The 25,171-nt window shown below is 72.2% G+C and carries 31 protein-coding genes; 16 read left to right on the top strand and 15 right to left on the bottom strand.

Annotated features, from left to right (window positions below):
* Window positions 1–8: 8 nt before the first annotated feature.
* A complete protein-coding gene (locus KZI27_RS15105) occupies window positions 9–584 on the bottom strand; it encodes an HdeD family acid-resistance protein (RefSeq protein WP_222658241.1) in 576 nt (191 codons plus the stop codon).
* 52 nt (window positions 585–636) lie between these two features.
* Window positions 637–1,194, bottom strand: a complete 558-nt coding sequence (locus tag KZI27_RS15100; RefSeq protein WP_222658240.1) for a MarR family winged helix-turn-helix transcriptional regulator — start codon at window positions 1,192–1,194, stop codon at window positions 637–639.
* A 62-nt stretch (window positions 1,195–1,256) separates the two neighbouring features.
* Here KZI27_RS15100 and KZI27_RS15095 point away from each other — a divergent pair, with 62 nt between their 5' ends.
* From KZI27_RS15095 to KZI27_RS15085, 3 genes are all read left to right on the top strand, one after another.
* Window positions 1,257–1,625, top strand: coding sequence for a VOC family protein (locus tag KZI27_RS15095; RefSeq protein WP_222658239.1), 369 nt, complete (start codon window positions 1,257–1,259; stop codon window positions 1,623–1,625).
* 203 nt (window positions 1,626–1,828) lie between these two features.
* Window positions 1,829–3,232 carry an LLM class flavin-dependent oxidoreductase gene (locus tag KZI27_RS15090; RefSeq protein WP_222658238.1) on the top strand — a complete coding sequence of 468 codons (1,404 nt, stop codon included), beginning with the start codon at window positions 1,829–1,831 and terminating at the stop codon, window positions 3,230–3,232.
* Window positions 3,233–3,236: 4 nt separating this feature from the next.
* Window positions 3,237–3,740, top strand: a complete 504-nt coding sequence (locus tag KZI27_RS15085; RefSeq protein WP_222658237.1) for a GNAT family N-acetyltransferase — start codon at window positions 3,237–3,239, stop codon at window positions 3,738–3,740.
* Between the two features lie 3 nt (window positions 3,741–3,743).
* On the opposite strand, the gene KZI27_RS15080 is transcribed toward KZI27_RS15085, so the two are convergent.
* Together KZI27_RS15080 and KZI27_RS15075 are read right to left on the bottom strand one after the other, a co-directional pair.
* Window positions 3,744–4,331 (bottom strand): VOC family protein, encoded by a 588-nt coding sequence (locus tag KZI27_RS15080; RefSeq protein WP_123313958.1) that lies wholly within the window; start codon window positions 4,329–4,331, stop codon window positions 3,744–3,746.
* Window positions 4,332–4,447: 116 nt separating this feature from the next.
* The gene (locus KZI27_RS15075; protein WP_261783918.1) at window positions 4,448–5,203 is read right to left on the bottom strand and encodes an SGNH/GDSL hydrolase family protein; all 756 of its coding nucleotides are present in this window, start codon (window positions 5,201–5,203) and stop codon (window positions 4,448–4,450) included.
* A 173-nt stretch (window positions 5,204–5,376) separates the two neighbouring features.
* Here KZI27_RS15075 and KZI27_RS15070 point away from each other — a divergent pair, with 173 nt between their 5' ends.
* Genes KZI27_RS15070 through KZI27_RS15045 form a run of 6 tightly spaced genes read left to right on the top strand, consistent with a single transcriptional unit; the run spans window position 5,377 to window position 12,584 of the window.
* Window positions 5,377–6,936 carry an NCS1 family nucleobase:cation symporter-1 gene (locus tag KZI27_RS15070; RefSeq protein ID WP_123313957.1) on the top strand — a complete coding sequence of 520 codons (1,560 nt, stop codon included), beginning with the start codon at window positions 5,377–5,379 and terminating at the stop codon, window positions 6,934–6,936.
* A 55-nt stretch (window positions 6,937–6,991) separates the two neighbouring features.
* Window positions 6,992–7,756 (top strand): aspartate/glutamate racemase family protein, encoded by a 765-nt coding sequence (locus KZI27_RS15065; protein WP_222658236.1) that lies wholly within the window; start codon window positions 6,992–6,994, stop codon window positions 7,754–7,756.
* Window positions 7,753–9,207, top strand: coding sequence for an allantoinase AllB (gene allB / locus KZI27_RS15060; RefSeq protein ID WP_261783917.1), 1,455 nt, complete (start codon window positions 7,753–7,755; stop codon window positions 9,205–9,207). Before KZI27_RS15065 ends, allB begins: the two co-directional genes overlap by 4 nt.
* 43 nt (window positions 9,208–9,250) lie before the next feature.
* Entirely contained in the window at window positions 9,251–10,498 is a 1,248-nt protein-coding gene (locus KZI27_RS15055; protein ID WP_222658235.1) for a pyridoxal-phosphate-dependent aminotransferase family protein, read from the top strand.
* Window positions 10,495–11,754 (top strand): allantoate amidohydrolase, encoded by a 1,260-nt coding sequence (locus KZI27_RS15050; protein ID WP_222658234.1) that lies wholly within the window; start codon window positions 10,495–10,497, stop codon window positions 11,752–11,754. The genes KZI27_RS15055 and KZI27_RS15050 overlap by 4 nt, the downstream gene beginning before the upstream one ends.
* Window positions 11,751–12,584 (top strand): MurR/RpiR family transcriptional regulator, encoded by an 834-nt coding sequence (locus tag KZI27_RS15045; protein ID WP_111084374.1) that lies wholly within the window; start codon window positions 11,751–11,753, stop codon window positions 12,582–12,584. The genes KZI27_RS15050 and KZI27_RS15045 overlap by 4 nt, the downstream gene beginning before the upstream one ends.
* Here KZI27_RS15045 and KZI27_RS15040 read toward each other — a convergent pair.
* Together KZI27_RS15040 and KZI27_RS15035 are read right to left on the bottom strand one after the other, a co-directional pair.
* The gene (locus tag KZI27_RS15040; protein WP_222658233.1) at window positions 12,551–13,048 is read right to left on the bottom strand and encodes an SRPBCC family protein; all 498 of its coding nucleotides are present in this window, start codon (window positions 13,046–13,048) and stop codon (window positions 12,551–12,553) included. The two genes, KZI27_RS15045 and KZI27_RS15040, sit on opposite strands and share 34 nt — an antisense overlap.
* Window positions 13,045–13,620, bottom strand: a complete 576-nt coding sequence (locus KZI27_RS15035) for a GNAT family N-acetyltransferase (RefSeq protein ID WP_222658232.1) — start codon at window positions 13,618–13,620, stop codon at window positions 13,045–13,047. Before KZI27_RS15035 ends, KZI27_RS15040 begins: the two co-directional genes overlap by 4 nt.
* A gap of 44 nt (window positions 13,621–13,664) precedes the next feature.
* Here KZI27_RS15035 and KZI27_RS15030 point away from each other — a divergent pair, with 44 nt between their 5' ends.
* The 3 genes from KZI27_RS15030 to epsC all read left to right on the top strand — a co-directional run bounded on the left by KZI27_RS15030 (window position 13,665) and on the right by epsC (window position 16,460).
* Complete coding sequence (locus tag KZI27_RS15030) at window positions 13,665–14,702, top strand: dipeptidase (protein WP_222658231.1); 1,038 nt, start codon at window positions 13,665–13,667, stop codon at window positions 14,700–14,702.
* Window positions 14,703–14,940: 238 nt separating this feature from the next.
* Window positions 14,941–15,879: a cysteine synthase A gene (cysK, locus tag KZI27_RS15025; RefSeq protein WP_222658230.1), complete on the top strand. Its 939-nt coding sequence runs from the start codon at window positions 14,941–14,943 to the stop codon at window positions 15,877–15,879.
* A complete protein-coding gene (gene epsC, locus KZI27_RS15020) occupies window positions 15,876–16,460 on the top strand; it encodes a serine O-acetyltransferase EpsC (RefSeq protein ID WP_261783916.1) in 585 nt (194 codons plus the stop codon). Before cysK ends, epsC begins: the two co-directional genes overlap by 4 nt.
* Before the next feature lie 56 nt (window positions 16,461–16,516).
* On the opposite strand, the gene KZI27_RS15015 is transcribed toward epsC, so the two are convergent.
* Window positions 16,517–16,816 (bottom strand): excalibur calcium-binding domain-containing protein, encoded by a 300-nt coding sequence (locus tag KZI27_RS15015; RefSeq protein WP_235035941.1) that lies wholly within the window; start codon window positions 16,814–16,816, stop codon window positions 16,517–16,519.
* A 155-nt stretch (window positions 16,817–16,971) separates the two neighbouring features.
* On the opposite strand from KZI27_RS15015, the gene KZI27_RS15010 reads away from it, so the two are divergent.
* Entirely contained in the window at window positions 16,972–17,346 is a 375-nt protein-coding gene (locus KZI27_RS15010; RefSeq protein ID WP_222658229.1) for an MmcQ/YjbR family DNA-binding protein, read from the top strand.
* 16 nt (window positions 17,347–17,362) lie between these two features.
* Here the strand turns inward: KZI27_RS15010 and KZI27_RS15005 are convergent, their stop codons facing one another.
* Window positions 17,363–17,992, bottom strand: coding sequence for an MOSC domain-containing protein (locus tag KZI27_RS15005; RefSeq protein ID WP_222658228.1), 630 nt, complete (start codon window positions 17,990–17,992; stop codon window positions 17,363–17,365).
* A gap of 154 nt (window positions 17,993–18,146) precedes the next feature.
* On the opposite strand from KZI27_RS15005, the gene KZI27_RS15000 reads away from it, so the two are divergent.
* Genes KZI27_RS15000 through KZI27_RS14990 form a run of 3 tightly spaced genes read left to right on the top strand, consistent with a single transcriptional unit; the run spans window position 18,147 to window position 19,644 of the window.
* On the top strand, window positions 18,147–18,701 hold the full coding sequence (locus KZI27_RS15000) for an RNA polymerase sigma factor (protein ID WP_222658227.1): 555 nt from the start codon (window positions 18,147–18,149) through the stop codon (window positions 18,699–18,701).
* Window positions 18,698–19,339 (top strand): hypothetical protein, encoded by a 642-nt coding sequence (locus tag KZI27_RS14995; RefSeq protein ID WP_222658226.1) that lies wholly within the window; start codon window positions 18,698–18,700, stop codon window positions 19,337–19,339. The genes KZI27_RS15000 and KZI27_RS14995 overlap by 4 nt, the downstream gene beginning before the upstream one ends.
* Entirely contained in the window at window positions 19,336–19,644 is a 309-nt protein-coding gene (locus KZI27_RS14990; RefSeq protein WP_222658225.1) for a hypothetical protein, read from the top strand. The genes KZI27_RS14995 and KZI27_RS14990 overlap by 4 nt, the downstream gene beginning before the upstream one ends.
* Before the next feature lie 74 nt (window positions 19,645–19,718).
* Here the strand turns inward: KZI27_RS14990 and KZI27_RS14985 are convergent, their stop codons facing one another.
* From KZI27_RS14985 to KZI27_RS14955, 7 genes are all read right to left on the bottom strand, one after another.
* On the bottom strand, window positions 19,719–20,885 hold the full coding sequence (locus KZI27_RS14985) for a low temperature requirement protein A (RefSeq protein ID WP_261783915.1): 1,167 nt from the start codon (window positions 20,883–20,885) through the stop codon (window positions 19,719–19,721).
* Window positions 20,886–20,959: 74 nt separating this feature from the next.
* Window positions 20,960–21,850, bottom strand: coding sequence for a phospholipase (locus KZI27_RS14980; RefSeq protein WP_222658224.1), 891 nt, complete (start codon window positions 21,848–21,850; stop codon window positions 20,960–20,962).
* Between the two features lie 291 nt (window positions 21,851–22,141).
* Window positions 22,142–22,597 carry a MarR family winged helix-turn-helix transcriptional regulator gene (locus KZI27_RS14975; RefSeq protein ID WP_123314088.1) on the bottom strand — a complete coding sequence of 152 codons (456 nt, stop codon included), beginning with the start codon at window positions 22,595–22,597 and terminating at the stop codon, window positions 22,142–22,144.
* A gap of 186 nt (window positions 22,598–22,783) precedes the next feature.
* Entirely contained in the window at window positions 22,784–23,434 is a 651-nt protein-coding gene (locus KZI27_RS14970) for a GntR family transcriptional regulator (RefSeq protein ID WP_123313926.1), read from the bottom strand.
* A gap of 80 nt (window positions 23,435–23,514) precedes the next feature.
* Window positions 23,515–23,988 carry a DUF1810 domain-containing protein gene (locus KZI27_RS14965; protein WP_261783914.1) on the bottom strand — a complete coding sequence of 158 codons (474 nt, stop codon included), beginning with the start codon at window positions 23,986–23,988 and terminating at the stop codon, window positions 23,515–23,517.
* Complete coding sequence (locus KZI27_RS14960; RefSeq protein WP_222658223.1) at window positions 23,985–24,776, bottom strand: YqjF family protein; 792 nt, start codon at window positions 24,774–24,776, stop codon at window positions 23,985–23,987. Before KZI27_RS14960 ends, KZI27_RS14965 begins: the two co-directional genes overlap by 4 nt.
* The gene (locus tag KZI27_RS14955) at window positions 24,773–25,171 is read right to left on the bottom strand and encodes a hypothetical protein (protein WP_123313923.1); all 399 of its coding nucleotides are present in this window, start codon (window positions 25,169–25,171) and stop codon (window positions 24,773–24,775) included. Before KZI27_RS14955 ends, KZI27_RS14960 begins: the two co-directional genes overlap by 4 nt.

Below are 25,171 nucleotides of genomic sequence, written 5' to 3'. Positions count from 1 at the left end.
GTCAGTGGTCAGGCTGCTCTACCGGCGGGCGGCTCGGACCGGTCAGCGCGTCCGAGGGTGATCCCGAGTGCGATCTGCACGATGCCGAACAGGATCAGGAAGCCCGCGATCGCGACGACGGCGAGCGCTGCTCCGATGGACGGCAGGTTGATCACGAGCACGCCGATGACGATGCTGAGTACCGCGGCACCGATGGTCAGCGCACGGTTCGTCGGTGTCGGGGCGTAGAGCAGCGTGATGCCCTCGAGCAACCATGCGAAGCCGATCACGAACGCGATCCACCGCACCCCGACAGGCGGCGCGACGAGCGCGACGATGCCGCCGGCCAGGATCAGTGCACCGAGGACGACCAGGCCGATGCGGTGGCCGGTACCGATCCCGCGGGCGAATGCACGGACGATCATCGACAGTCCGGACACCAGCAGGTAGACGCCGAACACCCATGCGACCGCGAACAGTGTCGCGTGTGGGAGCACGAGCGATGCGACGCCGACGAGGACCGCCACGATGCCGACGATCAGCAGTGCGGTCCGCAGTCGTCGGTCTCCGCCGACGTCGGTGGCGTCGTCGTCCTGCAGCGCCATGGCGTCCGCCCTTCCCTGAGAGGATCTGGTCCTTCGCGCTCCTGTGTCAGGGCTACTCCTCGGAACCGCCGGTGTCCGGTGTCCGTTCGGATGCATCGGTCCGCGCGGGGACGGTGCGTCCGGGCGAGCCGGCCTCGTCGTCAGCGGTTCCACGAAGGGCCCGCACCATGCTGCGCAATGCGCCCCGCGCCGCCGCCTGCTGTTCGTCGGACAGCCCGCCGAGCATGCGGACCTCGACACCGCGGACGGCTGCACTCGCCCGCTCGAGGCTCGTGCGGCCGCTCGCCGTCAGTCGTGTCGGGAGCGCCTTGCCGACCGGCGCCTCGGTGGCCCGCGTCACGAAGCCGTCCCGTTCCAGCGCCTGCAGCAGCACGTTCATCGACTGCCGGGTGACGAACGCGCCGCGCGCGAGCTCGGAGTTCGACAGCCCGGGCCGCTGCGCCAGGAGTTCGAGGCACGAGTAGTGCGTCATCGTCATGCCGAGCGGGCGCAGCACCCCCTCCATCGCGGTGCGGAGCGCGCTCGCGGCCTCCTTCAGCAGGTACCCGAGGGACGTCTCGAGGTCGATGACGTCGCTGGCGTCGCTGTTGTCGCTGCCGTCTTGACTCATGTCAGTAGTCTGACATAGATTGTCCCGTGTCAGAAGACTGACACAACAAGAAGGAGCACCGCATGCCCGTCACCGGCCCCGACTTCATCTCCCTGCAGACCCGCGACCTGGCGGCGTCGCAGGCGTTCTACGAGCAGTACCTCGGTCTCGTCCGCTCGCAGGCCGGCCCGCCGCACGCCGTCGTCTTCGAGACGACGCCCATCGCCTTCGCGCTGCGGGACGTCGTCCCCGGCACCGACCTCGACGCGGTCGCGCAACCGGGCATCGGGGCGGCGATCTGGCTCCACGCCACCGACGTGCAGGCCGTCCACGACGCACTCGCGGCCGATGGTCACACGATCGTCTCGGCGCCGATCGACGGCCCCTTCGGCCGGACGTTCACGTTCGCCGACCCGGACGGCTACCAGATCACGCTGCACGACCGCGCCTGAATCGCGGCCGGCGCACCGCCGCACAACCGAAGTGCATCCGCGCCGCGCGATCCGCCGGTTCGGGACGACCTCGGTTGTGCGGGCCGGACCTGCACCGGCCATCGCACACCAGTGCGCCGACAGCCGGCCGTCGACAGCTGCGGGCCGTCACGCTTCGTCACGATGCATGACGGAAGCAGGAGCCGCACGTAGCGTCGCCAGGCGTGACCAGCAGCAGCGAGCCCCGGCAGATCCGCTTCAACGCGTTCGACATGAACTGCGTCGCGCACCAGTCCTCCGGACTGTGGCGGCACCCGCGTGACCGATCGCGGGACTACCGCGACCTGACCTACTGGACCGACCTCGCGAAGACGCTCGAGGGCGGCGCGTTCGACGGCATCTTCATCGCCGACGTCCTGGGGACGTACGACGTCTACGGCGACTCGAACGAGGCCGCGCTCCGCACCGGGTCGCAGGTGCCCGTGAACGACCCGATCCTGCTGGTGTCGGCGATGGCCTCGGTGACCGAGCACCTGGGCTTCGGCATCACGGCGGGGACGGCGTACGAGCACCCGTACCCGTTCGCCCGGCGCATCTCCACCCTCGACCACCTGACCAAGGGGCGGGTCGGCTGGAACGTCGTCACCGGCTACCTGCCGAGTGCCGCGCGGAACATGGGGCAGACCGACCAGCTGTCGCACGACGACCGGTACGACGTGGCCGACGAGTACCTCGAGGTCCTCTACAAGCTGTGGGAGGGCTCGTGGGAGGACGACGCGGTCGTCGCCGACCGCGAGTCCGGCGTCTTCACCGACCCGGCGAAGGTGCACCCGATCGATCACCACGGCACGCACTTCGACGTGCCGGGCATCCACCTGTCCGAGCCGTCGGTGCAGCGGTCGCCCGTCATCTACCAGGCGGGCGCGTCGCCGCGCGGCATCCGCTTCGCAGCGGAGAACGCCGAGGCGGTCTTCGTGGGCGCCCCGACCGTCGAGCAGCTCGCGTCGACCGTCGCGAAGGTCCGTGACGCCCTGGAGGCAGCTGGTCGCGACCGGTACGCCGCCCGCGTCTACACACTGCTCACCGTGATCACGGACGCCACCGACGAGCTGGCCCAGGCGAAGTACGAGGACTACCTGTCGTACGCGTCGGAGCTCGGCGCGCTGGTGCTCAACTCCGGGTGGATGGGTGTCGACCTGTCGCAGTGGGACCTCGACGAGCCCCTCGGTGACGTCGAGTCGAACGCGATCCAGTCGGCGGCGGCGAACATCGCGGCGGCGACGGGTGAGGACGGCAGTTCGTGGACGATCCGCGACCTCGCCCGGCACACGGCGATCGGTGGACTCGGTCCGGTCGCGGTCGGCGGGGGAGCGACCATCGCCGACCGGCTGCAGGAGATCCAGGAGCTGACCGACGTCGACGGGTTCAACCTGGCGTACGCGGTGACGCCGGGCACGTGGGAGGACGTCATCGAGTTCGTCATCCCGGAACTCCGGGCCCGCGGCGCGTACCCGACCGGCTACGAGCCCGGGTCGCTGCGGCACAAGCTGCACGGCCGCGGGGACCGGCTGCCCGACGAGCACCGTGGGGCGTCGTTCAGGATCGGCAGCAGCGCGGTCGTAGGCTGATCGGGTGATCGAACCGTCCGTGTCCGTGCGTCCAGCGGCCCCGGACGAGGTGTCGGCCTGCGTCGACCTGTGGGTCGCAGCGGTCGCGGCGCGGGACGGCTTGCCGGAGTCCGGTGCCGTGCGAGCCCGCGCGGCGTCGAAGTTCGCCGTGCCGCGGGTCGCCTTGGTCGTCGCTGCGGCAGCGGCCGGCGCGATCGACGGGTTCGCGCTCGTGACGGCTCCGGGGACCGGCCGGTCGACCGACCCGTCCGACGCCGCGTACCTCTCCCTGCTCGCCGTCCGTCCGGACGTGCAGGCGCGGGGTGTCGGCCGCGCGCTCCTGGCTGCGTCGGTCGACGCGGCGTCGGCTGCGGGACACCCCGCGGTGGTCCTGCACGCGCTCGCCGGCAACGAGCGGGCGTTGCGGCTCTACGAAGCCGGCGGGTTCCGGGCGGACGGGGTCGAGTTCCCGCACGCCCTCACCGGCAAGCCGACGCGGACGTACATCGCGACGGGCTCGGTGCGCTGACCCTCAGACGCGCCACTTGCGTCGCGGGGCGTGGTCCTCGTACGACTGCCTGCTCGGGTAGGTGATCAGCTCGATCGTCGATCCCCACGGGGTCCCGACGTAGACGAACCGGTTGCCGTACCCACCCTCGTTGCCGCCCAGGTCCCGTGGGTCGGCGTAGCGCTGACCCCCGGCGGTCTCGAGGTGCGACAGCGCGTGGTCGATGTCGTCGACGTAGAACGCGACGTGCTGCCAGCCGATGTCGCTCGCCCGGGCAGCCGGGCGTTGATCGGGACCGTGGTACTCGAAGAGCTCGAGGCCCGGGCCGTTGGGCAGCGCGAGCATCCGCAGCGCACCCTGGGCCATCGTCTTCGGGATGCCGAGCCGGCGCTGCACGTCCGGTTCGCCGCGGAGCGGTTCGCTCCGGAGGAACCGGTCGTAGAGCGGGACCGCGTCGAGTCCGAGGACGAAGAAGTCGGTCGCCTGGTCGATGTCGGGCACGGTGAGGCCGATGTGGTCGATGCCGTGCGCGGTGCTGGGGGTGCCCGTCGGGGTGCTGACGGTCGGGGTACGTGTCGCGGTGGTGCCGGATGGGCGTGGCGCAGTGGTCATGGTGCCGTCTCCCCTGAGTTCGGCTCGGACGTGATCCATCCGAGTAGAACCGGTGCGCCGGGTGACGACAAGCGGACCACGGCGAGCGTGCGGAGAACCGCCGTGATCCTGCGTGATCAGCCGACCGCGGTCCACTCCGGGTAGGTTGCCGACCGACCGTCGCCCGACGACCGCCGGGTGACGCGGCGCTGCACCCAGGGCAGGACGTGCTCGCGGTAGTAGCGGAGTTCCTCGGCCAGCCGTGCCCGGCCGGTCGGCTCCGACACCGGCTCGGCGGGCAGGGGGCCGTCCCCGATCGCGTGCAGGGCGAGGTCGGCGACGCGCTGGTGGCCGGTGTCGTTCATGTGCAGCCGGTCCTCGGACCAGAACTCCGCGCGGCGCAGGTGCGGATCGCGGGACACGTCGACGAAGGGCAGGTCGTACCGGCGGGCGAGGTCGGCGAGGGCATCGGCCCAGGCGTCGCCGCGCGCGTTGATGAGATGTCCCAGGGGGAGCCGGGCGCTCGGGTCGGCCGGGCTGAGCAGCGTCAGGTGGACGCCGCGGTCGAGGACCGTCCTGACCGCTTCCTCGAGCGGGGCGACGAGGGCACGGGCGTCGAACCGCGGCCGCAGCAGGTCGTTGCCGCCGGCGCAGAACGTGATGAGCGTCGGCGTGGGGTCGAGCGCCAGCGCGGCGTCGAGCTGGTCCTCGAGGACCCCGGCGAGCAGGCGCCCGCGGACGGCGAGGTTGGCGTACCGGACGTCCGCGTCGTGCGCTCGGGCCATGCCGCTCGCGAGTCGGCCGGTCCAGCCGGGGAACGGTACGACACCGGCGTCGCCGAGGCCCTCCGAGAAGCTGTCGCCGATCGCGACGTAGCGGATGGTGTCAGGCATGCGCCCATCATCGTGCACACACCTGTGCACGTTCTGGTCCGGAACGAGCGTTTCAGGACCGTGTCCCCGACACACGACCGTTACACGAGGGAAACGGCGGGCGCGAAGAGGCTCCCTAGCTTCTGTGGTGGAGGCGATCACCGCCTCCGCATCCCACTCCCTCGGAGGACGCCATGGCTACCGATCTCGCGACACCCGTCGCAGCGCCCCACGCCCCCACCACGACCGCTGCACCCGCAGGTGCCGGCGTCGTCAAGCCCGGGTACGACCCGGCGCTCACGAACGAGGACCTCGCCCCGCTGCGCAAGCAGAGCTGGACGAGCTACAACTTCTTCGCGTTCTGGATGTCCGACGTGCACTCGGTCGGCGGCTACGTCACCGCCGGCTCGCTCTTCGCGCTGGGCATCGCGAGCTGGCAGGTGCTCATCGCCCTGGTGGTCGGCATCCTGATCGTCCAGGTCTTCGCCAACCTCGTCGCCAAGCCCTCCCAGCGCACCGGGGTGCCGTACCCGGTGATCAACCGAGCGGTGTTCGGGGTGCTCGGCGCGAACGTCCCGGCGATCATCCGTGGCCTCATCGCGATGGCCTGGTACGGCGTGCAGACGTTCCTGGCCGCGCAGTCGCTCAACATCATCTTCCTGAAGTTCATCCCCGCCTCGGCCGGACTGCTCGAGCACTCGTTCCTGGGGCTGTCGGCGCTCGGCTGGATCTCGTACGCGATCCTGTGGGTCGCGCAGGGCGCCCTGTTCTGGATGGGCATGGAGGCCATCAAGAAGTTCATCGACTGGGCGGGCCCGGCGGTGTACGTCGTGATGATCGCGCTGGCGATCTACCTCGTCAGCCAGGCCGGCATCGGCAACATCTCGTTCACGCTGTCGGTGGGGGAGCCGCTGTCCTTCGGGGCGTCCATCCCGGTCATGCTGTCCGCGGTCGCCCTGGTGGTCAGCTACTTCTCCGGCCCGATGCTCAACTTCGGTGACTTCTCGCGCTACGGCAGGTCGTTCCGGTCGGTCAAGCGCGGCAACTTCTGGGGCCTGCCGATCAACTTCCTGTTCTTCTCGGTGCTCACCGTGCTGTGCGCGAGTGCGACGGTGCCGGTGTTCGGCAAGCTCATCACCGACCCGATCGAGACGGTGCAGGCGATCGGCGCCCCGTTCGCGATCCTGCTCGGCGGTCTGACCTTCGTCACCGCGACGGTCGGCATCAACATCGTCGCGAACTTCATCAGCCCCGCGTTCGACTTCTCGAACGTCGCGCCGCGCAAGATCTCGTGGCGAGCCGGTGGCATGATCGCGGCGGTCGGCTCCGTGCTGCTGACCCCGTGGAACTGGTACGGCAACGACCAGGCCATCCTGTACACGCTCGGGGTGCTCGGTGCCCTGATCGGACCGCTGTTCGGCATCCTGATCGCCGGGTACTACATCGTCGGGAAGCAGCGGATCGCCGTCGACGACATGTACACGAAGGACACCTCGGCCCGGTACTGGTACCGCGGCGGCTTCAACCCCAACGCCATCGGCACCCTCGTCGTCACCGGTGTGGTCTCGGTCGCCAGCGCGGTCCTGCCGCCGGCCCTCGGGATCCTGCCCGGGCTGAACAACTACAGCTGGTTCATCGGCTGCGGCCTGGGACTCGTGGTCTTCTGGGCCCTCGAGCGGGTCCGGCCGAGCATGCCGGAACTCGCTGCGGACGACCCGACGGTCGACGACGGCGCCGCCGTCGGACGAGCCTGAGACGCCCCAGCGACAGCGACCCACCAGCGACACCCGCACCACCGGAAGGACCCCGATGCGCATCCGCGTCGTCAACCCGAACACCACCGCCTCGATGACCCGCTCGATCGGCGTCGCCGCCACCGCGGTCGCCGGCCCGGGCACGATCGTCGAGGCCGTGAACCCCACGATGGGCCCGGCATCGATCGAGAGCCACTACGAAGAGGCGCTCGCGGTGCCGGGGCTCCTCGAGCAGATCGCGCTCGGGGAGCAGGACGGCGTGGACGCCTACGTCGTCGCCTGCTTCGGCGACCCCGGGCTCGACGCGGCGCGGGAACTCGCCACCGGGCCGGTCATCGGGATCGCCGAGGCGGGCTTCCACGCGGCGGCGATGCTCGGGCGCCGGTTCGGCGTCGTGACGACCCTGGCCCGGACGACGGGACGGGCCCACGAGCTCGCCGAGCGCTACGGCTTCGCCCCGCTCGTCACCGAGATCCGGGCGTGCGAGGTCGCGGTGCTCGAACTCGACGACCCCGCCTCCGGTGCGCGCGCCCTGGTGATCGAGGAGTGCCGGGCCGTCATCGCCGGCGGAGCCGACGCGGTCGTGCTCGGCTGCGCGGGGATGGCGGACTTCTGTGCCGAGGTCTCGCGGGCGATCGGCGCGCCGGTCGTCGACGGCGTCGCCGCGGCGACCGTGCTCGCCGAGTCGCTCGTGCGGCTCGGGCTCGCGACGGGGAAGCACGGCGAGTACGCCACCCCGCCGACGAAGGCGATGTCGGGTCTGCTGGCGGGCTTCGAACGCCAGCCGGTGGCGGGCGCGACGGTCGGGGCGGGCGCATGACGGGCCTCCCGGTCGACGCCCGGACCGACGTCGACGCCCGGACCGACGTCGACACCCGCACCGACGTCGACACCGACACCGTCGCGGACCTCGTCCTGCGCGCGGACCGCGCGTGGATCGACGGAGCGTTCCGACCCGCGGCGGTCGTCGTGCGCGACGGTCGCGTCGACGGCGTCCTGCCAGCCGACGCCGTGGTCCGCACGCGCGACGACCGCACCGTACCGGACGGCCAGGTCCTGCTGCCCGGCCTCGTCGACACGCACGTGCACGTCAACGAACCCGGCCGCACCGAGTGGGAGGGGTTCGCGTCCGCGACGCGGGCCGCTGCGCTCGGCGGGGTCACGACGATCATCGACATGCCGCTCAACTCGATCCCCGCGACGACGACGGTCGAGGCGCTCGCCGTGAAGCGCGCGAGTGCCGAGGGCCGGGTCGCCGTCGACGTCGGGTTCTGGGGCGGGGCCGTGCCGGACAACGCCGGCGCGCTCGGCGCTCTGCACGACGCCGGCGTCTTCGGGTTCAAGTGCTTCACCGCGCCGTCCGGGGTCGACGAGTTCCCGCACCTCGACGCCGACCAGCTGCGCGCCGCGATCGAGGAGGTCGCCCGGATCGACGCGCTGCTCATCGTGCACGCCGAGGACCCCGATTTCCTGGTCGACCACGCCGCGCTCGGCGGTCACTACGAGGACTTCCTCGCCACCCGCCCCGTCGACGCGGAGCGGTCCGCGATCGCCCGGGTCATCGACGGCGCGCGGGCCACCGGCGCCCGGGTCCACGTCCTGCACCTGTCCGACGCCGGCGCGATCCCGATGATCCGTGCCGCGAAGGACGACGGCGTCCGGATCACGGTCGAGACCTGCCCGCACTACCTGTCGTTCGAGTCCGGGACGATCCCGGACGGCGCGACGGAGTACAAGTGCTGCCCGCCGATCCGCGACGACGCGAACCGCGACGCCCTGTGGGCGGGCGTACTCGACGGCACGATCGACATGGTCGTGTCGGACCACTCGCCGTCGACCGCCGACCTCAAGGTCGACGACTGGGGCCTCGCCTGGGGCGGGATCGCCGGCCTGCAGGTCGGGTTCCGTGCCGTCTGGACCGAGGCCCTCCGTCGCGGCGTCCCGCTCGAGGCGCTGCTGCCGCTGTTCACCACCGGTCCGGCAGCGCTCGTCGGCTTCGCCGACCGCGGGGTCATCGCCCCCGGTGCGCTCGCCCACTTCGCCGTGTTCGACCCGTCCGCAACGGCGGTCATCGACGTGGCCGGCCTCGCCCACCGCAACCCGGTGTCCGCGTTCGCCGGCCTGGAGGCCCGGGGGCGCGTCACCGAGACCTGGTTGCGCGGGCGCGTGGTGGCGTCCACCGCGTCCGGCGTCACGGCCGTCGAGGGGCAGCTCGTCGACCGTCCGGGCCGCGTCCCCGCGACCGCTGCCGTCACCGAAACACGTCTGTAACGATCGTTCCGGTACGCTCGTTTCCGGAACAGAAGGACCCGCCATGCACCCCGTGAACCCGCCAGCCCGCCTCCTGATGGGCCCCGGGCCGATCACCGCCGACCCGCGCGTGCTCCGCGCCCTGTCGACCCCGCTCGTCGGGCAGTACGACCCGTGGATGACCTCCGCCATGAACGACACCCAAGAGCTGTACCGCGGTGTGTTCGGCACCGCGAACGAGGCCACCGTGCTCGTCGACGGCACCTCGCGCGCCGGGATCGAGGCGGTGCTCGTGTCGCTCCTCGCGCCGGGTGACCGCGTGCTCGTGCCGGTGTTCGGCCGGTTCGGGCACCTGCTCGCCGAGATCGCCGGCCGTGCCGGGGCCGAGGTCCACACCATCGAGACCGCGTGGGGTCAGGTGTTCACGCCGACCGCGATCGAGGACGCCATCGTCCGCGTCCGGCCGAAGGTGCTGGCGATCGTGCAGGGCGACACGTCCACGACGATGAACCAGCCGCTCGACGAACTGGGCGCGATCTGCGAGCGGCACGGCGTGCTCTTCTACACCGACGCGACGGCGACCGTCGGCGGCAACCCGCTCGAGGTCGACGCCTGGGGCATCGACGCCGTCAGCGCCGGACTGCAGAAGTGCCTCGGCGGCCCCTCCGGCAGCGCGCCGGTCACCGTCTCGCCGCGGGCGACCGCGGTGCTCGACGACCGCCGCAGCGTCGAGGCCGGCATCCGCGAACCCGGTGACGACGTCGCCGACGAGCCGATCCGCTCGAACTACCTGGACCTCGCGATGATCCTGGACTACTGGGGTCCGCGGCGGCTGAACCACCACACCGAGGCCGCCTCGATGCTCTACGCCGCCAACGAGTGCGCCCGCATCCTGCTCGACGAAGGGGTCGAGCAGGCGATCGCACGCCACGAGCTCGCGGGGCGCGCGATGCTGCAGGGCGTGCAGGCGCTCGGCCTCGAGGTGTTCGGTGACGTCGCGCACAAGATGCACAACGTCGTCGCGGTGGAGATCCCGTCCGACGTCGTCGGCGACCAGGTGCGGGCATCGATGCTCGACGACCACGGCATCGAGATCGGAACCTCGTTCGGACCGTTGCACGGCAAGGTCTGGCGCATCGGCACCATGGGCTACAACGCCCGCAAGGACACCGTGGTGACGACGCTCGCCGCCCTCGAGCACGCACTCCGCCGGGCCGGCCACGCCGTCCCACACGGTGGTGGGGTCGACGCCGCCCTGGACCTCTACCGTGACAGCACCGTCCCCGGTGCGCCGGTCGGGGTGCCGGCGTGAGCGCGGCCCCAGTCGTGAGCGCCACCGCGCTCGGCACCGCGGACGCCGAGCTCGTGGCGCGGTGGTGCGACGAGCTCGCCCTGGTCACCGAGGAGACCGGCCGGATCACCCGCGTGTACCTGTCACCCGAGCACGCGCGCGTCAACGCGATCGTCGCCGGGTGGATGCAGGACGCCGGACTCAGCACCTGGCAGGACGCCGCCGGCAACCTGCACGGACGGGTCGACGGCGCGACGCCCGACGCCCCCGTGCTGCTGCTCGGCTCGCACCTGGACACCGTGGTGGACGCCGGCCGGTACGACGGCATCGTCGGGGTCCTGATGGCCGTCCGCACCGCCGCTCGGCTGACGGCTGCGGGACCGCTGCCCGTCGCGCTCGAGGTGATCGCGTTCTCCGACGAAGAGGGGACCCGGTTCGGCAAGGCCCTGCTCGGGTCGTCCGCCGTCGCCGGGGTGTGGGACGAGTCCTGGTGGGACCTGGCGGACGGCGACGGCGTCACCCTGCGCGAGGCCTTCACCCGGTTCGGGCTCGACCCGGCCCGCGTCGGTGACGCCGCGGCGGACCCGACGACGCTCGCCGGGTACCTCGAGGCGCACATCGAGCAGGGCCCGTACCTCGAGCAGGCCGGTCAGGCGCTCGGCGTCGTCACGAGCATCGCGAGCGCCCGGCGCTTCTCCGTCGAGGCCGTCGGTGAGGCACGGCACGCCGGCGGCACCCCGTACGAGCGTCGCCACGACGCCCTGCTCGCCGCGGCCGAGGCGGCCCTCGCCGTCGAGCGGATCTGCCGCGCGTCGCACCACGTCGGCACCGTCGGCACGATGACCGTCGAACCCGGCGCGGTGAACGTGGTCCCCGGGCTCGCGCGGTTCTCGGTGGACCTGCGCGGCGAGTTCGACGACGGCCGCGACGCGGTGTGGGACGAGCTCACGAAGGCGTTCTCGCTGATCGGCGAACGGCGCGGGGTCAGTGTCACGCCGACCGAGGTGCACCGGGCGCCGGCGGTGTTCTGCGCGCCGCGGCTGATGGACGCCGTCCGCGCCGGCATCGAGTCCACGGGCGAGACCGCCCCGATGGAGTTGTTCTCGCGGGCCGGACACGACGCCATGTCGCTCGGGCTCGTCACCGACGTCGCGATGTTGTTCCTCCGCAACCCGGACGGCATCAGCCACCACCCGGACGAGTTCGTCTCGACGCCCGACATCGCGCTCGGGCTCGACGCGCTGGCCGTCGCGGTGGACCGGGTGGCCCGGGCATGAGCACCGCCGGACCCGACGTCCGCGCCCGCATCGACTCCGTCTGGGAGCAGCTCTCGCCCGCCGAACGACGCGTCGCCGCGATGGTCCGGCACGACCCGGAACTCCTGCTCGTCGGCACCTCGGCCGAGCTCGCCGCCGAGTCGGGCACGTCGAAGGCCACGGTGTCCCGGCTCGTCCGGTCGCTCGGGTTCCAGGACGCGGCCGAGGTCCGGCAGAACCTGATGTCCGCACGCGGCTCCGGCCTGCCGTGGGTGGCGGAGGACGCCGCCCACGTCGACCAGCGCGCGGTCGAGGCGCGCAACCTCGACGCCGCGTTCGCCTCGCTGGCCCGTGCCGATCGTCCGCGGCTCGCGCGGCGCATCGTCCGTGCCCGCCGTGTGCTCGTGTTCGGGGAGCGTGGCGCCTACCCGGTGGCGCTGCAGCTCCGCGCGCAGCTCGCCCAGGTCCGCTCCGACGTCCGGGTCGGTCCGGCGCCTGGGCAGCGGCTCGGAGAAGAGGTCGCCGACCTCGACCGTCGTGACCTCGTCGTCCTGGTGACCGTGCGCCGCCACACCGCCGGGGTCGACCGGATCGTGCGGCACTGCGTGTCGACCGGCGCCGACGTCGTCGTGCTGGGCGACCCGACCGCCGCCGTCATCGCGGCACCGGCGAACACCGCGATCCTGTGCCCGGTCGACTCACCGGCAGCGTTCGACTCCATGGCGGCCCTGTTCGCGGTCGTCGCGGCCATCGCGAACGACGTGTACGAAGCCTCGGGGCCGGCTGGCCGCGCGCGGGTCGACGCGGTGGCGAGTGCCTACGACGCGCTGGGGGAGCTCGCGGCGCCCTGACCGTCGTTGCCGTCGGCCTGCAGTTCGGCGGCGAGCGACGCGTTCCGCTCCCGGATGAGCCGCGGCAGGTAGCGCTCGAGCGCGACGACCTCGGCCAGCCGACCGAGGGGACCGAACGGCGCCCGGAAGGTGATGGTGTCGACCATGCGCGTGCCGCCGGCCGACGGCTCGAACCGGTGCTCGTGGTGGAACCGGGCGAACGGCCCACGTACCTGTTCGTCGACGAACCGGTGCGCGGCCTCCAGAGCGGTGATCTCACTCGTCATCCGCCAGACGATCCCGAAGTGCCGCGCGCGCCAGGTGACGGACTCGCCCAGGCCGATCGTGCCGGAGGTCGTGCCGGCGACGGCGCGTTCGTCGGTCGCGGCCATCGACCGCTCGTGCGCGCCGATGTCGAGCGACAGCGCGAACGCGCGCTCGGGCGGGGCAGCGAGTTCGGTGACGACCCGGAACGACACCGTCACGTCGCGGGCCAGACCGTCGGCGTCGAGCGGTCGTCGTCGCGCAGAGCGGCCGCGATGAGCTGGTCGTGGCGTCGCCCGCGGTGGGACACACCGGACCGGAGTCGCCCCTCGTAGCGGAGCCCGAGCCGCTGCGCGGTCGCCGCGGACGGGGTGTTCGTCGCGATCGCCCGCCACTGCACGCGGACGAGCCCGAGTCCGTCGGGAGACGGCGCGAACGCCCACTCCAGGACGGCGGCTGCGGCCTCGGTCACGAAGCCGTGGCCACGACCGTCCGAGTGCACGGCGTAGCCGACCTCCGCCGCGCCGTCGACGAACCCGAACAGCCCGATCGTCCCGAGCAGTCGGAGGTCGTCGACCCGCCGGATGCCGAACTCGTAGCGGGAGTCCGTGGACCAGCCCGCGCGCACGACGTCGGTGATCCAGTGGTGTGCCTCGGCGTGGCCGTAGGGCACCGGTACCGGTGTGTACGCGACGACGTCGGGGTCGTTCGCGTACGCGATGACGTCCTCGGTGTCGGCGGGCAGCGGCACGGACAGCACCAGGCGATCGGTCCGGAGGGTCACGGGGTCCACGTGCCGAGCCTAGCCACGGGTGGGTGCGCGGTAGCGTCGGGGACATGACGTTCGACGCGATCCCGTTCCCGGTCATCGACGGCCACAACGACCTGCCGTGGGAGCGCCGCGAGACGCACGACTCCGGGGTCGAGGGCATCGACACCGAGGTCGACTCGCTGCACACCGACCTGCCGAAGCTCCGCGCCGGTGGGGTCGTCGGGCAGTTCTGGTCGGTCTTCGTCCCCGCCGACGAGCCGGACCCGGTGCGGACCACGCTGCAGCAGATCGACCTCGCGCACCGGATCATCGAGCGGTACTCGGACTCGCTCGCCCTGGCGCGGACGGCGACCGAGGTGCTGGCAGCCGTCGAGTCGGGACGGATCGCGTCGCTGCTCGGCGCCGAGGGCGGGCACTCCATCGGGGATGACCTGGCGGTGCTGCGCGACTTCGCCCGGCTCGGCGTCCGCTACATGACCCTCACGCACAACGACGACACCCCGTGGGCCGACTCGGCGACGGGTTCGCGTCCGCACGGCGGGCTGACCGACCGCGGCCGCCAGGTGGTCGCCGAGATGGAGCGCATCGGCATGCTCGTCGACCTGTCGCACACCGCCCCCGCGACCATGCGGGACACCCTCGACGTCGCCACGCAGCCCGTCGTCTTCAGCCACTCGTCCACCGTCGCCGTCGACGACCACCCGCGGAACGTGCCGGACGACGTGCTGGCCCGGCTGTCGGACAACGGTGGCATCGTGATGATCACGTTCGTGCCGAAGTTCGTCTCGCGCGCCTGGGCGGACTGGGAGGACGCCGGCTCGGTGGGGGAGCCACCGCTCGTGACCGTGTCGGACGTGGCGGACCACGTCGAGCACGCCCGTGACGTCGCCGGTGCGGCGCACATCGGCCTCGGTGGCGACTACGACGGCACTCCGGTGCTGCCACCGGACCTGCGCGACGTGTCGCGGTACCCGGTGCTCGCGGCCGAGCTCGCCCGGCGCGGCTGGGGAGCGGGCGACCTGCGAGCGCTCGCCGGGGGCAACGTGCTGCGGGTCCTCGAGGCGACCGACGAGCGGTTCGCGCGGACGGCGTTCGTGCGCTGACCCTGTCCGTGCCGCCGACGTGATGCTTCCGAGCCCCAGCCTCCTGTCTGTCCCGGGGAAGCGACTCATCCCCGCGAACAGTCGGCGGCACGATGTCGCTTTGGCGGGGCAAGCTGCGGCGGACGTCCGGCGAGAGCACGGCGGTGGACAGGACCGCCTGGGGTCCGGTCGCTAGGATCGGGCGCACACCGCGCCTCCAGGATGTGGGACGCGACCTGACCCGAAGAGGACGGACCAGATGAGCGGCACCATCTACGACAACATCTCGCAGGCGTTCGGCAACACCCCGCTCGTCAAGCTGAACCGGCTGCCGAAGGCGGGCGGCGCCGAGGTGCTCGCGAAGCTCGAGTTCTACAACCCCGGCGCCAGCGTGAAGGACCGCCTCGGCGTCGCGATCATCGACGCGGCCGAGCAGTCCGGCGACCTGAAGCCAGGCGGCACCATCGTCGAGGGGTCGTCGGGCAACACCGGCATCGCCCTCGCGCTCGTCGGCGCGGCCCGCGGCTACAAGGTGGTCATCACGATGCCGGAGACGATGAGCGTCGAGCGTCGTGCGGTGATGCGCGCCTACGGGGCGGAGATCGTGCTCACCCCGGGTCCCGAGGGCATGAAGGGCGCGGTCGAGCGAGCTGCCGCGATCGTCGACGAGACCCCCGGCGCGATCCTCGCCCACCAGTTCGAGACCGCCGCGAACGCCGCGATCCACCGGAAGACCACGGCGGAGGAGATCCTGCGCGACACCGAGGAGCACGTCGACGTGTTCGTCGCGGGTGTCGGGACCGGTGGCACGATCACCGGTGTCGGTCAGGTGCTCAAGGAGCGCGTGCCCGGCGTGCAGATCGTCGCGGTCGAGCCGAAGGACTCCCCGCTCCTGACCGAGGGCAAGGCCGGACCGCACAAGATCGCGGGCATCGGCGCGAACTTCATCCCCGAGGTCCTCGACCAGTCCGTCATCGACGAGGTGTTCGACGTCGAGCTCGACGACGCCCTGCGCGTGGCGCGGGCGCTCGCGACCGACGAGGGCATCCTCGCCGGCATCTCCTCCGGTGCGATCATCCACGCCGCGATCGAGATCGCCGCCCGGCCCGAGAACGCCGGCAAGCGCGTCGTCGCGATCGTCTGCGACACCGGGGAGCGCTACCTGTCGACGGTGCTCTTCGAGGGACTCACTGCGTGAGTCGTCCCGTCCGACGAGGCGTGCTGCGGACGGTCCGGGAGGACCTGGCCGCAGCACGCCGCGGCGACCCCGCCGCCCGTGGTGACCTCGAGAACGCGATCGTCTACTCCGGGCTGCACGCCATCTGGACCTACCGCCTGACGCACCGGCTCTGGACGGCCACCGGGCTGCCCGGATCGCGGTTCGTCGCACGGGTCATCGGTCAGGCGGCACGGTCCGTGACCGGCATCGAGATCCACCCGGGCGCCCGCATCGGTCGGCGGTTCTTCATCGACCACGGCATGGGCGTCGTGATCGGGGCGACCGCGGTGATCGGGGACGACGTCGTGCTGTTCCACGGGGTGACCCTCGGCGGACGCGGCGGGGACCACGGCCCGGGGGCCCGACGGCACCCGGTGGTGGGCGACCGCGTCGTGCTCGGCGCGGGATCCTCGCTGATCGGGGCGATCACCATCGGGCAGGACTCCGTCGTGGGCGCGAACACCGTGGTGACGAAGGACGTCCCCGCCGGCTCGGTCGTCACCGGGGTCGCCGGGACCGCCCGTCCGAGGTCCGGGCACGAGGGCGTGCCGACGCTCTGAACGCCCCGCCGGATCGACGGGGCGTCCGAGGGTCAGTGCTTCGGCGCGTCAGCGCGTCAGCTCTTCTCGCAGGCGATGCCGTCCTTGTCGCGGTCGAGCTTCGCGTTCGCCTTGTACAGGGCGTCGTCCTTCTTCACCGTGCCCTTGAGCGCACGGGTCGTGGTCTTGCCGCCGGAGACGACCTTGTTCTTCGTGACGGACTTCTTCGCGATGCCGCCCGAGTACACCTTGTGCACCGCGGTGCAGTTGGCGTAGGTCTTCGGTGCCGCCTGCGCGGTGGAGGCCCCACCGACGACGACGGTGGTGGCGAGGACGGCGGTGGCGGCGGCGATGCCGAGGGTACGGATGATGCGCACGGGTTCCCCCTGGAAGGAGTGGGTGATCGCCGGAGCGACCGCCGCGTCGGGTACGCGGCGAGCTGATCCTACGATGTGAACGACGCTCAGGACATGCCCCCGAACAGGTCCGGTCCGCGAGACGCGGTGTCGGGCGTCTCGGGCATGCTGGGTGCATGGACGGCGCGCAGCTGCACGAGATCGCGAGTCGTACGGCGATGGGCCTGCCCGCGGCGTTCGAGACCGAGCCCTTCGGCGAGGGCGCCGTCGTCTACAAGGTCGTCGACAAGATGTTCGTGATGACGAGCGAGCTCCGGGGTGTGCCGATCGTCAACCTGAAGTGCGCACCACCGCACGGCGCCGCCCTCGTCCGCGACCACGCCGAGATCACACCGGGGTGGCACATGAACAAGCGGCACTGGATCACGCTCGCACCCGGTGACGGCATCGACGAGACCCTGGTCGAGGACCTCGTCGCGAACGCCTACGACCTGGTCGTCGCCGGGCTGCCCCGAGCGAAGCGTCCCCTCGACCCGACACGTGGCGGGTGACCGAGCGAGCGGCTGATCAGGAGCGGGCGAGCACCTTCGATACGTCGCGGACGACCTTCGGTGCGAGTCGCTCCCCGGACTCGAGTACGGCACGGGCACGCTCGGGGGTGAGCCCCGCGAAGACCTCGCCGATGGTCACCCCGTGCGCTGGCCGGTGGGTCACGACGACCGGGTCGCCCGCTGCCACCGGGCCGGACTTCACGACCCGCAGGTACGCGCCCGGACGGCCTTCTTCGGTGAAGCGCCGCACCCACTTGTCGACGCCCATCCGGCGCGCGAAGGTGCCGCACGGGATCCGCGGGATCGTGACCTCGAGCTCCAGCGTCTCGCCGATGCGCCACCGCTCGCCCGTGACGGCCCCGGTGACGTCGACGCCCGTGGTCCGCAGGTTCTCGCCGAAGAGGCCCGGCGGGATCTCGCGCCCCAGCGACGCAGCGAAGTACGCGGCGTCCTCGTCGGCGTAGGCGTACACGGCCTGGTCCTCACCGCCGTGGTGCTTCCGGTCGGCCTGGACGTCGGCGTAGAGCCCCAGCGGCCGGACCCGGACCTTCCCCGCGACCGGACGCTTGTCGATGGCGGTGACGCCGATCGTGCCGGAGTCGGGCAGCAGACGGTCGACGCGGCAGACGGCGGTGACGAGCGACATGCCACAACTCTGGCGCAAGTCCGTCGGCACGTGTGACGAACCGCCGGTCCGGTGCGTCACACCGGTGAGCGCCCGACCGGTCGGGCCGCTGCGCGTCGTCCCCGTGCGCAAGCGCGTCCAGCGGAACTCCAACCACCACCAGTAGAAGGAAAGCGTGCACCACCAGTCCCTCGCCGAGCTCGACGACGCGGTCCTCGCCGGCCGGTCGTCCGATGGCGACGTCCGGGCCTTCGAGGTCCTGATCCGCCGCTACACACCGCTCCTGCGCGCCTACGCCCGTCGGACCCTGGGGTCGACCGACGAACTCGACGACGTCGTGCAGGACACCTTCATCACCGCCTGGGACCGCCTGGACCGTCTCGACGACCACGCCAAGGTGAAGTCGTGGCTGATGCGGATCCTCAGCCGGAAGTGCCTGGACCGCATCCGGGCCCGACGGTTCCACGACGACGTCACCGAACTCGAGGTCGCCGCACCCGCCGACGACGCTCCCGACCGGGTCGCCGAGGCCCGCTCACGCGAGGAAGCGGCGGAGACGGCGCTCGCCGAACTGCCCGAAGCCCAACGACGCTGCTGGATCATGAAGGAGGTGCTCGAGTACAGCTACGACGACATCGCCGCCGAACTCGACCTGCCTCCGTCGACGGTCCGCGGACTCCTGTCCCGAGCGAGGAAGAACATGATCCGACTCATGGAGGGATGGCGATGAGCGACCTCGATGCACTCGAACCCGACGACCTCGACGGCCACTCCATCGACGAGCTCGCCGACTACCTGGACGCCGGGATGCAGCCGCCGGACCCGAGCATCGACGGCTCACCCGCGAGCCAGAACGCCCTCGCGGCGATCCTGCGGGTGCGGCACGCGTCGCTCGGATCGCTCGAGGCCGCGGCCCGCGACGAGGCCCCGGCCGACGAGTCCTGGATCGGCGGCGTGCTCGCCAACATCTCGCTGGAGTCCCGCTCCGGACGCGACGTGCCCCTCCGCCCGCAGTCCGAGTCGGAGCGCCCGGTGATGACCGAGGGCGCGATCCGATCGCTGATCCGCCGGACCGGCGACGGTGTTCCGGGCGTGCTCGTCGCTCGGTGCCGGCTCGACGGCGACGTCACCGAACTCGCCGCACCGATCCGCGTGGTCGTCGAGGTCGCGATCGTCTCCGGCCCGTCGATCGTCGCGACGGCGGACCTGGTCCGGACCGGTGTCGCCCAGGCGCTGGCCGAGCAGACCGACCTGCTCGTCGAGGCCGTCGACGTGGTGGTCCGCGACCTGCTCGAACCGGATCCCGACACCGATACCGACACGGACACCGACACCGATACCGACACCGACACCGAGGAGACCCGATGAGCTCCGACGACGACACCCTCGCCGCGGTCGAACAGGCCGTGATCGGCGTCCCCGGCGTCACCGACCTCTACCGTGCGCGCCCGACCGTGGCGAGCACCGTCAGCGCCGTCCGGGGCATCGCGTCCAGCGCGACCCCCGCACGCGTCGTCGTGGACGACGGCGTCCTGCGCGTCGTCATCGGCACCGACGGGTACCGGCCCGCGCCGGAGGTGGCCCGTGCCGTGCACGACGTCGCCCTCGCGGCGGCGTCTGCGCACGGCCTGGCGCTCACGCGGGTCGACGTGCGGGTCGCGCGGGTGGGGTGAACCCGGCTCACTGACGGACGGGAGGCCCGTAGCGGCACCGTGACGGACCTCCCGTCCGACACGCGGTCGCGTCCTCAGCGCACGCGGCGCGTGCCCGGACGCCGCTCGGCGACCTCGAGCACCACGACGATCCCCGCGACGAGCACCGCGGTGGCGACGAGTGAGACGTCCGGCACCGTGATCGTCGCGAGGACCGCGACGGCCAGCACGACGACCGTCGCGTTCCACCCGGCGGACAGCGTTGGCCGGAGTGCGAGCGCCCAGATCGCGAGCACGAACAGCGCGACCGGGACGGCCACGGTCGCCGCGACCGTGGCGTGCGACAGCTCGGCCTCGCCGGCGTCCGCGCTGACCGCGACCTCGATCCCGGCCGGCAGCGCCCCGGCGGCGGCGAACACGACGTAGTGGCCGTAGCCGAACACGAGGGCGCTCGGCAGGTTCCGGATGTGGTCGTGCTGCTCGCGAGAGAAGTAGATCCACCACAGTCCCGCGACGATGACGAGCCCGGCGGCCGCCAGCACGAGCAGCGACGCGAGGTGGTCGGCCTCGGCGATGCCGTCGATGACCGCGTTGGCCGAGGCGACGAGTCCCTCGCCGAGCACGATGAGGGTGAACAGCGCGTACCGCTCGGCGATGTGGTGCGTGTGCCACGGCGTCGTCTCGCCCGTGCCCTCGGCGATCGGCGGGACGAGCACCTCGAGCAGGACGAGGACGGGGAACGCCCACGCCGTCGATCCCTCCGGCAGTGCGAGCATCCCGACCCAGAGCACCTGCACGACGACGATGCCCACCGCGTACCGGAGTGCGGTGCGGCGGTACCGCGGGGACGACACGGCGACGCGGAGCCACTGCGCCACCATCGCCAGGCGCATCACCACGTAGCCGATCACCGGGACCGTGAAGTCGCCCTCGGTCATGGCGGCGTGCACCCCGGCGGCGAGCACGAGCACGCCGGCCATCTGCACGAACGTCGTGACGCGGTACAGCCAGTCGTCGGTGTCGAACGACGTCGCGAACCAGCTGAAGTTCAGCCACGCCCACCAGATGGCGAAGAACACCATCGCGTAGGCCACCACCGCGGAGCTGACGCGCCCCTCGGCCTCGATCTCGTGCAGGTTGGTGGCCGCGAACCCGACCGCGACGACGAACACCAGGTCGAACAGCAGTTCCAGGGGGCTCGCGGCGCGGTGGCGCTCGGCGGGGTCGCGGGGCGCCATCCGGCGCAGTCCGATCGTCGTCACCCGGTATGCCCACAGGACGGACGGCCCCGGGCGGAACCCGGGGCCGTCCAGCGACGATCAGGTGCAGTCGACGCTCAGTAGAAGTTGTTCGCCTGCGAGTGCGCCCACGCCGAGCACGGGGTGCCGTACGCGGCGCTGATGTACTGCAGACCCCACTTGATCTGGGTCGTGGCGTTGGTCCGCCAGTCCGAGCCGACGGTCGCCATCTTCGAACCGGGCAGTGCCTGCGGGATGCCGGTCGCCCCGCCGTCGGCGTTCACGGCCTGGTAGTCCCAGCCGGACTCCTTGGTCCACAGGTTGTCGAGGCACTGGAACTGGTCGGCGCCCCAGCCGTACTCGGAGGACGCCAGCGAGGTGGCCGTCGCCTTGGCGCCGGCGACGGTGTTGCCGGCCGCGAGGGCACGGGCGGCTTCGGCGGCGGCTGCTGCGGCCCGCTGCTCGGCGGCGGCCTTCGCGGCTGCTGCTGCCTTCGCGTCCACGTCCCGCTTGTCCTGCGTCGCGCTGGCCTGGGCGACGTGCGCGGTCGACTCGACGGTCGACGAGATGCGCGTCGTGAGCGCGGCGCCGGACAGCTCCGGGTAGTCGCTCAGTGCATCGACGTGCTGCTCGAGCGACGCCGTGTCGGTCTTGTCGTTCGCGGTGGCCAGCACGGTCTTCGCGGTCGAGATGGTCGCCGCCGCCTGGGCACGGTCGAGGGCGGTGCCGCGCAGGGCCGGCTGGGCCGTCGCGGACGCGCTCGCGGTGCCGGTCGCCATGCCGAGGGCTTCGCCGATGGCGGGCTGCGTGCCGATCGTGAGGGCGCCGCCGGCGACGGCGAGCACCGCGGCGCCGCCGACGACGAGGGTCGCACGGTGGCGGAGCGCCCGGTGGCGCAGGGCTCGGCGCACGCGCCGGCTGGGGGAGTCCAGGGCCTCACGTCGGGTCGAGGCGGTGGTGGTGGGGAGGTCGGGGGTGCGTCCTGGCATCGGTTCCGGTGGTCGGGCGGTTCGTGGTGCGGGACTCCGGGCACCCGGACGCGCGGGTGGCGGTCTGGGGGCGTGACGCTCGTCGGGACGAGCGTCGGTGGGGGAGTCCGGCGAACCGGGGAGGACCGGACGGTGGTGTGGGGCCCGTCCGTCCGCCGCGACCGGCCCTGGGGAGGCCGTCGTCGGGCGAAGCCGACACGATGACCCGCCCGACTGGGTGACGCGTCCAGGATCGCTGGCAGAACCGTCCGTCCACCCGTTGGTAACGGTTCGGTAACGGCCCGCTCGGGCCTAGAACGTGTGAGGTTCCTGAACCCGGTCGCCCTGGGCGACGCGTTCGAGGGCGTCGAGGGCCCCGGCGATCGCCGCGACGTCGGACTCGCCGAGCTCCGCGATGAGCTCGGCCACGATGCCGGTGCGGTCGGACCGCGCACGTTCGACCGCCTCGATGCCCTCGGCGGTGGCCGAGACCATGAAGGCGCGGCCGTCTCGGGGATCGGCTTCGCGCTCGATGAACCCGCGCTGTTCGAGCTCGGTCAGGATGCGGGTCATCGTGGGCTTCGTGACCACCTCGATCCGCGACAGGTCGCCCGGACGCAGGGGTCCTTCGCGCTGGATGGTGGCGAGTGCGGACACGATCCCGTACCCGAGCGAGGCCGAGTCCGTCCGTGCTCGCCGGTTGATCCGTCCGACCGCCGCAGCCAGACGCGCGGCGACCTCGGTACGGTCCGTCGATCGAGGACTCATGTGCTGCTCCGGGTGGGCGATCGGGTGGTCGCCAGCGATGCTATCGGCTCGCCGGACGCCCAGTCTGGGAGCGTCGTGCGCGTCGGTCACGGGCCTGGACGGGGTGTCCGGGAGGCCCGGAGAACGTCCTCCGCCCGCCTCGCGCCGGCGAGACGGGCGGGTTCCTGTGCGTCGGTACAGTCGGACTCAGCGCTTCTCGCCCGGCAGCTGGTGGATCGCCTCGGTCGCGAGCTCGGCGGCGACGTTGTCGCCGGACTCGGTCGCGGCGCGCAGCCGGCGGAAGTCCTCGGTCATGCGGTCCCAGTCGACGAGCTCGTCGAGGTTCGGCAGGCGCAGGCGGAAGGCCAGGCCGTCCATGGTGTCGCGGCACACACGCTGCAGGTTCTCGTTCCCGCACTCGGCGACGTAGAGCGCGAACACGTCGAGCGCGTCGTGGTTGACGGCCGGCACGTCGTGCGACTCGAGCTCGGCGATCGTCTTGTCGAGCTGCGCCAGGATCTTCTTGCGCGCACCGGCGCCGAGACGCGGCACCGCGAGGCGGACGACACCGCCGAACAGCACCCCGAGGGTCTGCATCGCCTCGATGACCTCGGCGGGGTCCGGCGTCGTGACGCGCGTGTACCGGTTCGGCGCCATCTCGATGAGGCCGGCGCGGGAGAGCTGGCTCAGCGCCTCGCGGATCGGGGTGCGGGAGACGCCGAGCCAGGCGATCAGCTCGTCGTCGTTGAGCCGCTCGCCGGGGACGAGGGTGCCGTCCATGATCGCGTCGTGGATCTTGTGGCGGACGGTGTCGCGGAGCAGCTGGTGCTCGGTCGGGGCGCTGCGGGGGACCGGCATGCGTTCTCCTTCGATCGGGGCGCGGTCGGTGCACGCGCACCGATCACCGTACCTGATATGAGACCGGCGTTCCGCTCGGTTCAGCGCGTGTCCCCGGGGGGTCGGTCGCCGGCGTCCAGCATGCCGACGGTGACCGGGTCCTCCTCGCCGTCGAACCAGCGGTCGAGCACCGCTGCGAAGGGCTCGGCACCGGTGGCCGCCCGGCCGAACAGCGTCATCGAGGACCGGAGCTTCAGGGCGTCCGTCCCGCCCAGGAGTGCCTCTGCCGAGGGCGCCGGCGCGTCCGTGACGACGGTGGCGGCGGTCCGCAGCCGTTCGCCGAGCACCGGGTGCGCCAGGTACGCACGCGCCTCGGCGAGTCCACGAACGCCGAAGTGCTCCGCGGTGGCGCTCCGCCCGAGGCCGGCGAGTTGCGGGAAGACGAACCACATCCAGTGGGAGGTCTTCCGCCCGCGCCGCAGTTCGGCGAGGGCGTCGTCGAGCACGCCGTCCTGCGCGCGCAGGAAGCGGTCGAGGTCGTACCGGACGGGGTCGCCGGTCGTGTGGTCGATCACCGGACGACCCCGCCCCAGGCGTACCGCACCGTGGTGCCGTCGACGACGAGCAGGGAGTCCGGTGCCCGGTCGAACAGCCCCGGCATGCCGACCGCGTCCGGCAGGTCGCCCTCGAGTCGGTCGAGGCGCGCCGACCGGACCGTCAGCGGTGGGTGCTGTCGCTGCCAGAACAGCGTCTGCGCCAGGTACCGGGCGTGGATCCCGGCCCGGGTGGTGAGCTCGGCGGCGAGCGGCGTGTCGACGACGTCGCCGGCGGTCACCCGGATCGAGGCCGCGTGCCGGGGCCTGGTCGTGCCCGATGGCCGTTCCTGCCGCAGCGACCGTGCCCAGCGCACCGGGTGCAGGGCACGTGCCGGGTGCCGGACCGACCGGTGTGCGACGACCTCGCCTCGGCGGCGGGACCGGGCGTGCGCGAAGGTGTACGGCACCCCGAGCAGCGCGTGTGCGGCGACGATCGCCGGCACGTTCGCGGTGTCCACGGTGCGGTAGGCGACGCCGCGACGGCCCTGGTCGTCCACGGTCAGGACCTCGACGGTGACCTCGGTCATGCGGCCGAGGCGACCGGCGGAGGGGAACGGCGGCACCCGGGTCTCGCGGAAGACGTACGCCGTCAGCCCGACCCAGGCGCTGCCGTCGACCACGTCGGGACGCGTTCCCCGTGGGACGAGTCGCGTCAGGGCGTCGGGGTCGTGGCGCCAGTGCGCGAAGACGATGTCGTCCCACGCGTGCTGGGTCACCGGGCGGTGCAGCAGCGGCACGGCCGCACGCGTCCAGGACGGCTGGCTCACCGCTTCGGCGCGTGCCGGCCGACGCGGACGGCCCACAGGACGAGCGGGGCCTGCAGCGGGAGTCGCAGCACCGAGACGAGCCGCATCGCCCGGGTCGATCGCGGGCTGTCGAGCAGGTCGTTCGCCATCTTCACGTTGGCCGGGAAGACGGCCGCGAACAGGGCGGCCGCGGCCCACCCCGAGGCCCGACGTGTCGCCGGGAACGCGAGCCCCGCGGCGATCCCGAGCTCGGCCACGCCCGACACGACCGTCGTCAGCCGGGGCGGCAGGGCGTCCGGCACGATCCGGTCGTAGTGCCGCGGCCGTGCGAAGTGGGTGACGCCGGCTCCGCCGAGGAGCACGGCGAGGAGGCCGGCGGTCCGGGTGGCACGTCTGATCCGCTCACGTCGTCGCAT

Source organism: Curtobacterium sp. TC1 (genome assembly GCF_019844075.1).
GTDB lineage: Bacteria > Actinomycetota > Actinomycetes > Actinomycetales > Microbacteriaceae > Curtobacterium.
The sequence above is the reverse complement of the archived record's forward strand: the minus strand, read 5'-3'. Positions and strand labels throughout refer to the sequence as shown.

Coding starts and splice junctions, on each gene's coding strand:
- KZI27_RS15105 (WP_222658241.1), bottom strand. CDS start 584: ATGGCGCTGCAGGACGACGACGCCACCGACGTCGGCGGAGACCGACGA.
- KZI27_RS15100 (WP_222658240.1), bottom strand. CDS start 1,194: ATGAGTCAAGACGGCAGCGACAACAGCGACGCCAGCGACGTCATCGAC.
- KZI27_RS15095 (WP_222658239.1), top strand. CDS start 1,257: ATGCCCGTCACCGGCCCCGACTTCATCTCCCTGCAGACCCGCGACCTG.
- KZI27_RS15080 (WP_123313958.1), bottom strand. CDS start 4,331: ATGACCACTGCGCCACGCCCATCCGGCACCACCGCGACACGTACCCCG.
- KZI27_RS15075 (WP_261783918.1), bottom strand. CDS start 5,203: ATGCCTGACACCATCCGCTACGTCGCGATCGGCGACAGCTTCTCGGAG.
- KZI27_RS15070 (WP_123313957.1), top strand. CDS start 5,377: ATGGCTACCGATCTCGCGACACCCGTCGCAGCGCCCCACGCCCCCACC.
- KZI27_RS15065 (WP_222658236.1), top strand. CDS start 6,992: ATGCGCATCCGCGTCGTCAACCCGAACACCACCGCCTCGATGACCCGC.
- allB (WP_261783917.1), top strand. CDS start 7,753: ATGACGGGCCTCCCGGTCGACGCCCGGACCGACGTCGACGCCCGGACC.
- KZI27_RS15055 (WP_222658235.1), top strand. CDS start 9,251: ATGCACCCCGTGAACCCGCCAGCCCGCCTCCTGATGGGCCCCGGGCCG.
- KZI27_RS15045 (WP_111084374.1), top strand. CDS start 11,751: ATGAGCACCGCCGGACCCGACGTCCGCGCCCGCATCGACTCCGTCTGG.
- KZI27_RS15030 (WP_222658231.1), top strand. CDS start 13,665: ATGACGTTCGACGCGATCCCGTTCCCGGTCATCGACGGCCACAACGAC.
- cysK (WP_222658230.1), top strand. CDS start 14,941: ATGAGCGGCACCATCTACGACAACATCTCGCAGGCGTTCGGCAACACC.
- KZI27_RS15010 (WP_222658229.1), top strand. CDS start 16,972: ATGGACGGCGCGCAGCTGCACGAGATCGCGAGTCGTACGGCGATGGGC.
- KZI27_RS15005 (WP_222658228.1), bottom strand. CDS start 17,992: ATGTCGCTCGTCACCGCCGTCTGCCGCGTCGACCGTCTGCTGCCCGAC.
- KZI27_RS14995 (WP_222658226.1), top strand. CDS start 18,698: ATGAGCGACCTCGATGCACTCGAACCCGACGACCTCGACGGCCACTCC.
- KZI27_RS14990 (WP_222658225.1), top strand. CDS start 19,336: ATGAGCTCCGACGACGACACCCTCGCCGCGGTCGAACAGGCCGTGATC.
- KZI27_RS14980 (WP_222658224.1), bottom strand. CDS start 21,850: ATGCCAGGACGCACCCCCGACCTCCCCACCACCACCGCCTCGACCCGA.
- KZI27_RS14975 (WP_123314088.1), bottom strand. CDS start 22,597: ATGAGTCCTCGATCGACGGACCGTACCGAGGTCGCCGCGCGTCTGGCT.
- KZI27_RS14970 (WP_123313926.1), bottom strand. CDS start 23,434: ATGCCGGTCCCCCGCAGCGCCCCGACCGAGCACCAGCTGCTCCGCGAC.
- KZI27_RS14955 (WP_123313923.1), bottom strand. CDS start 25,171: ATGCGACGACGTGAGCGGATCAGACGTGCCACCCGGACCGCCGGCCTC.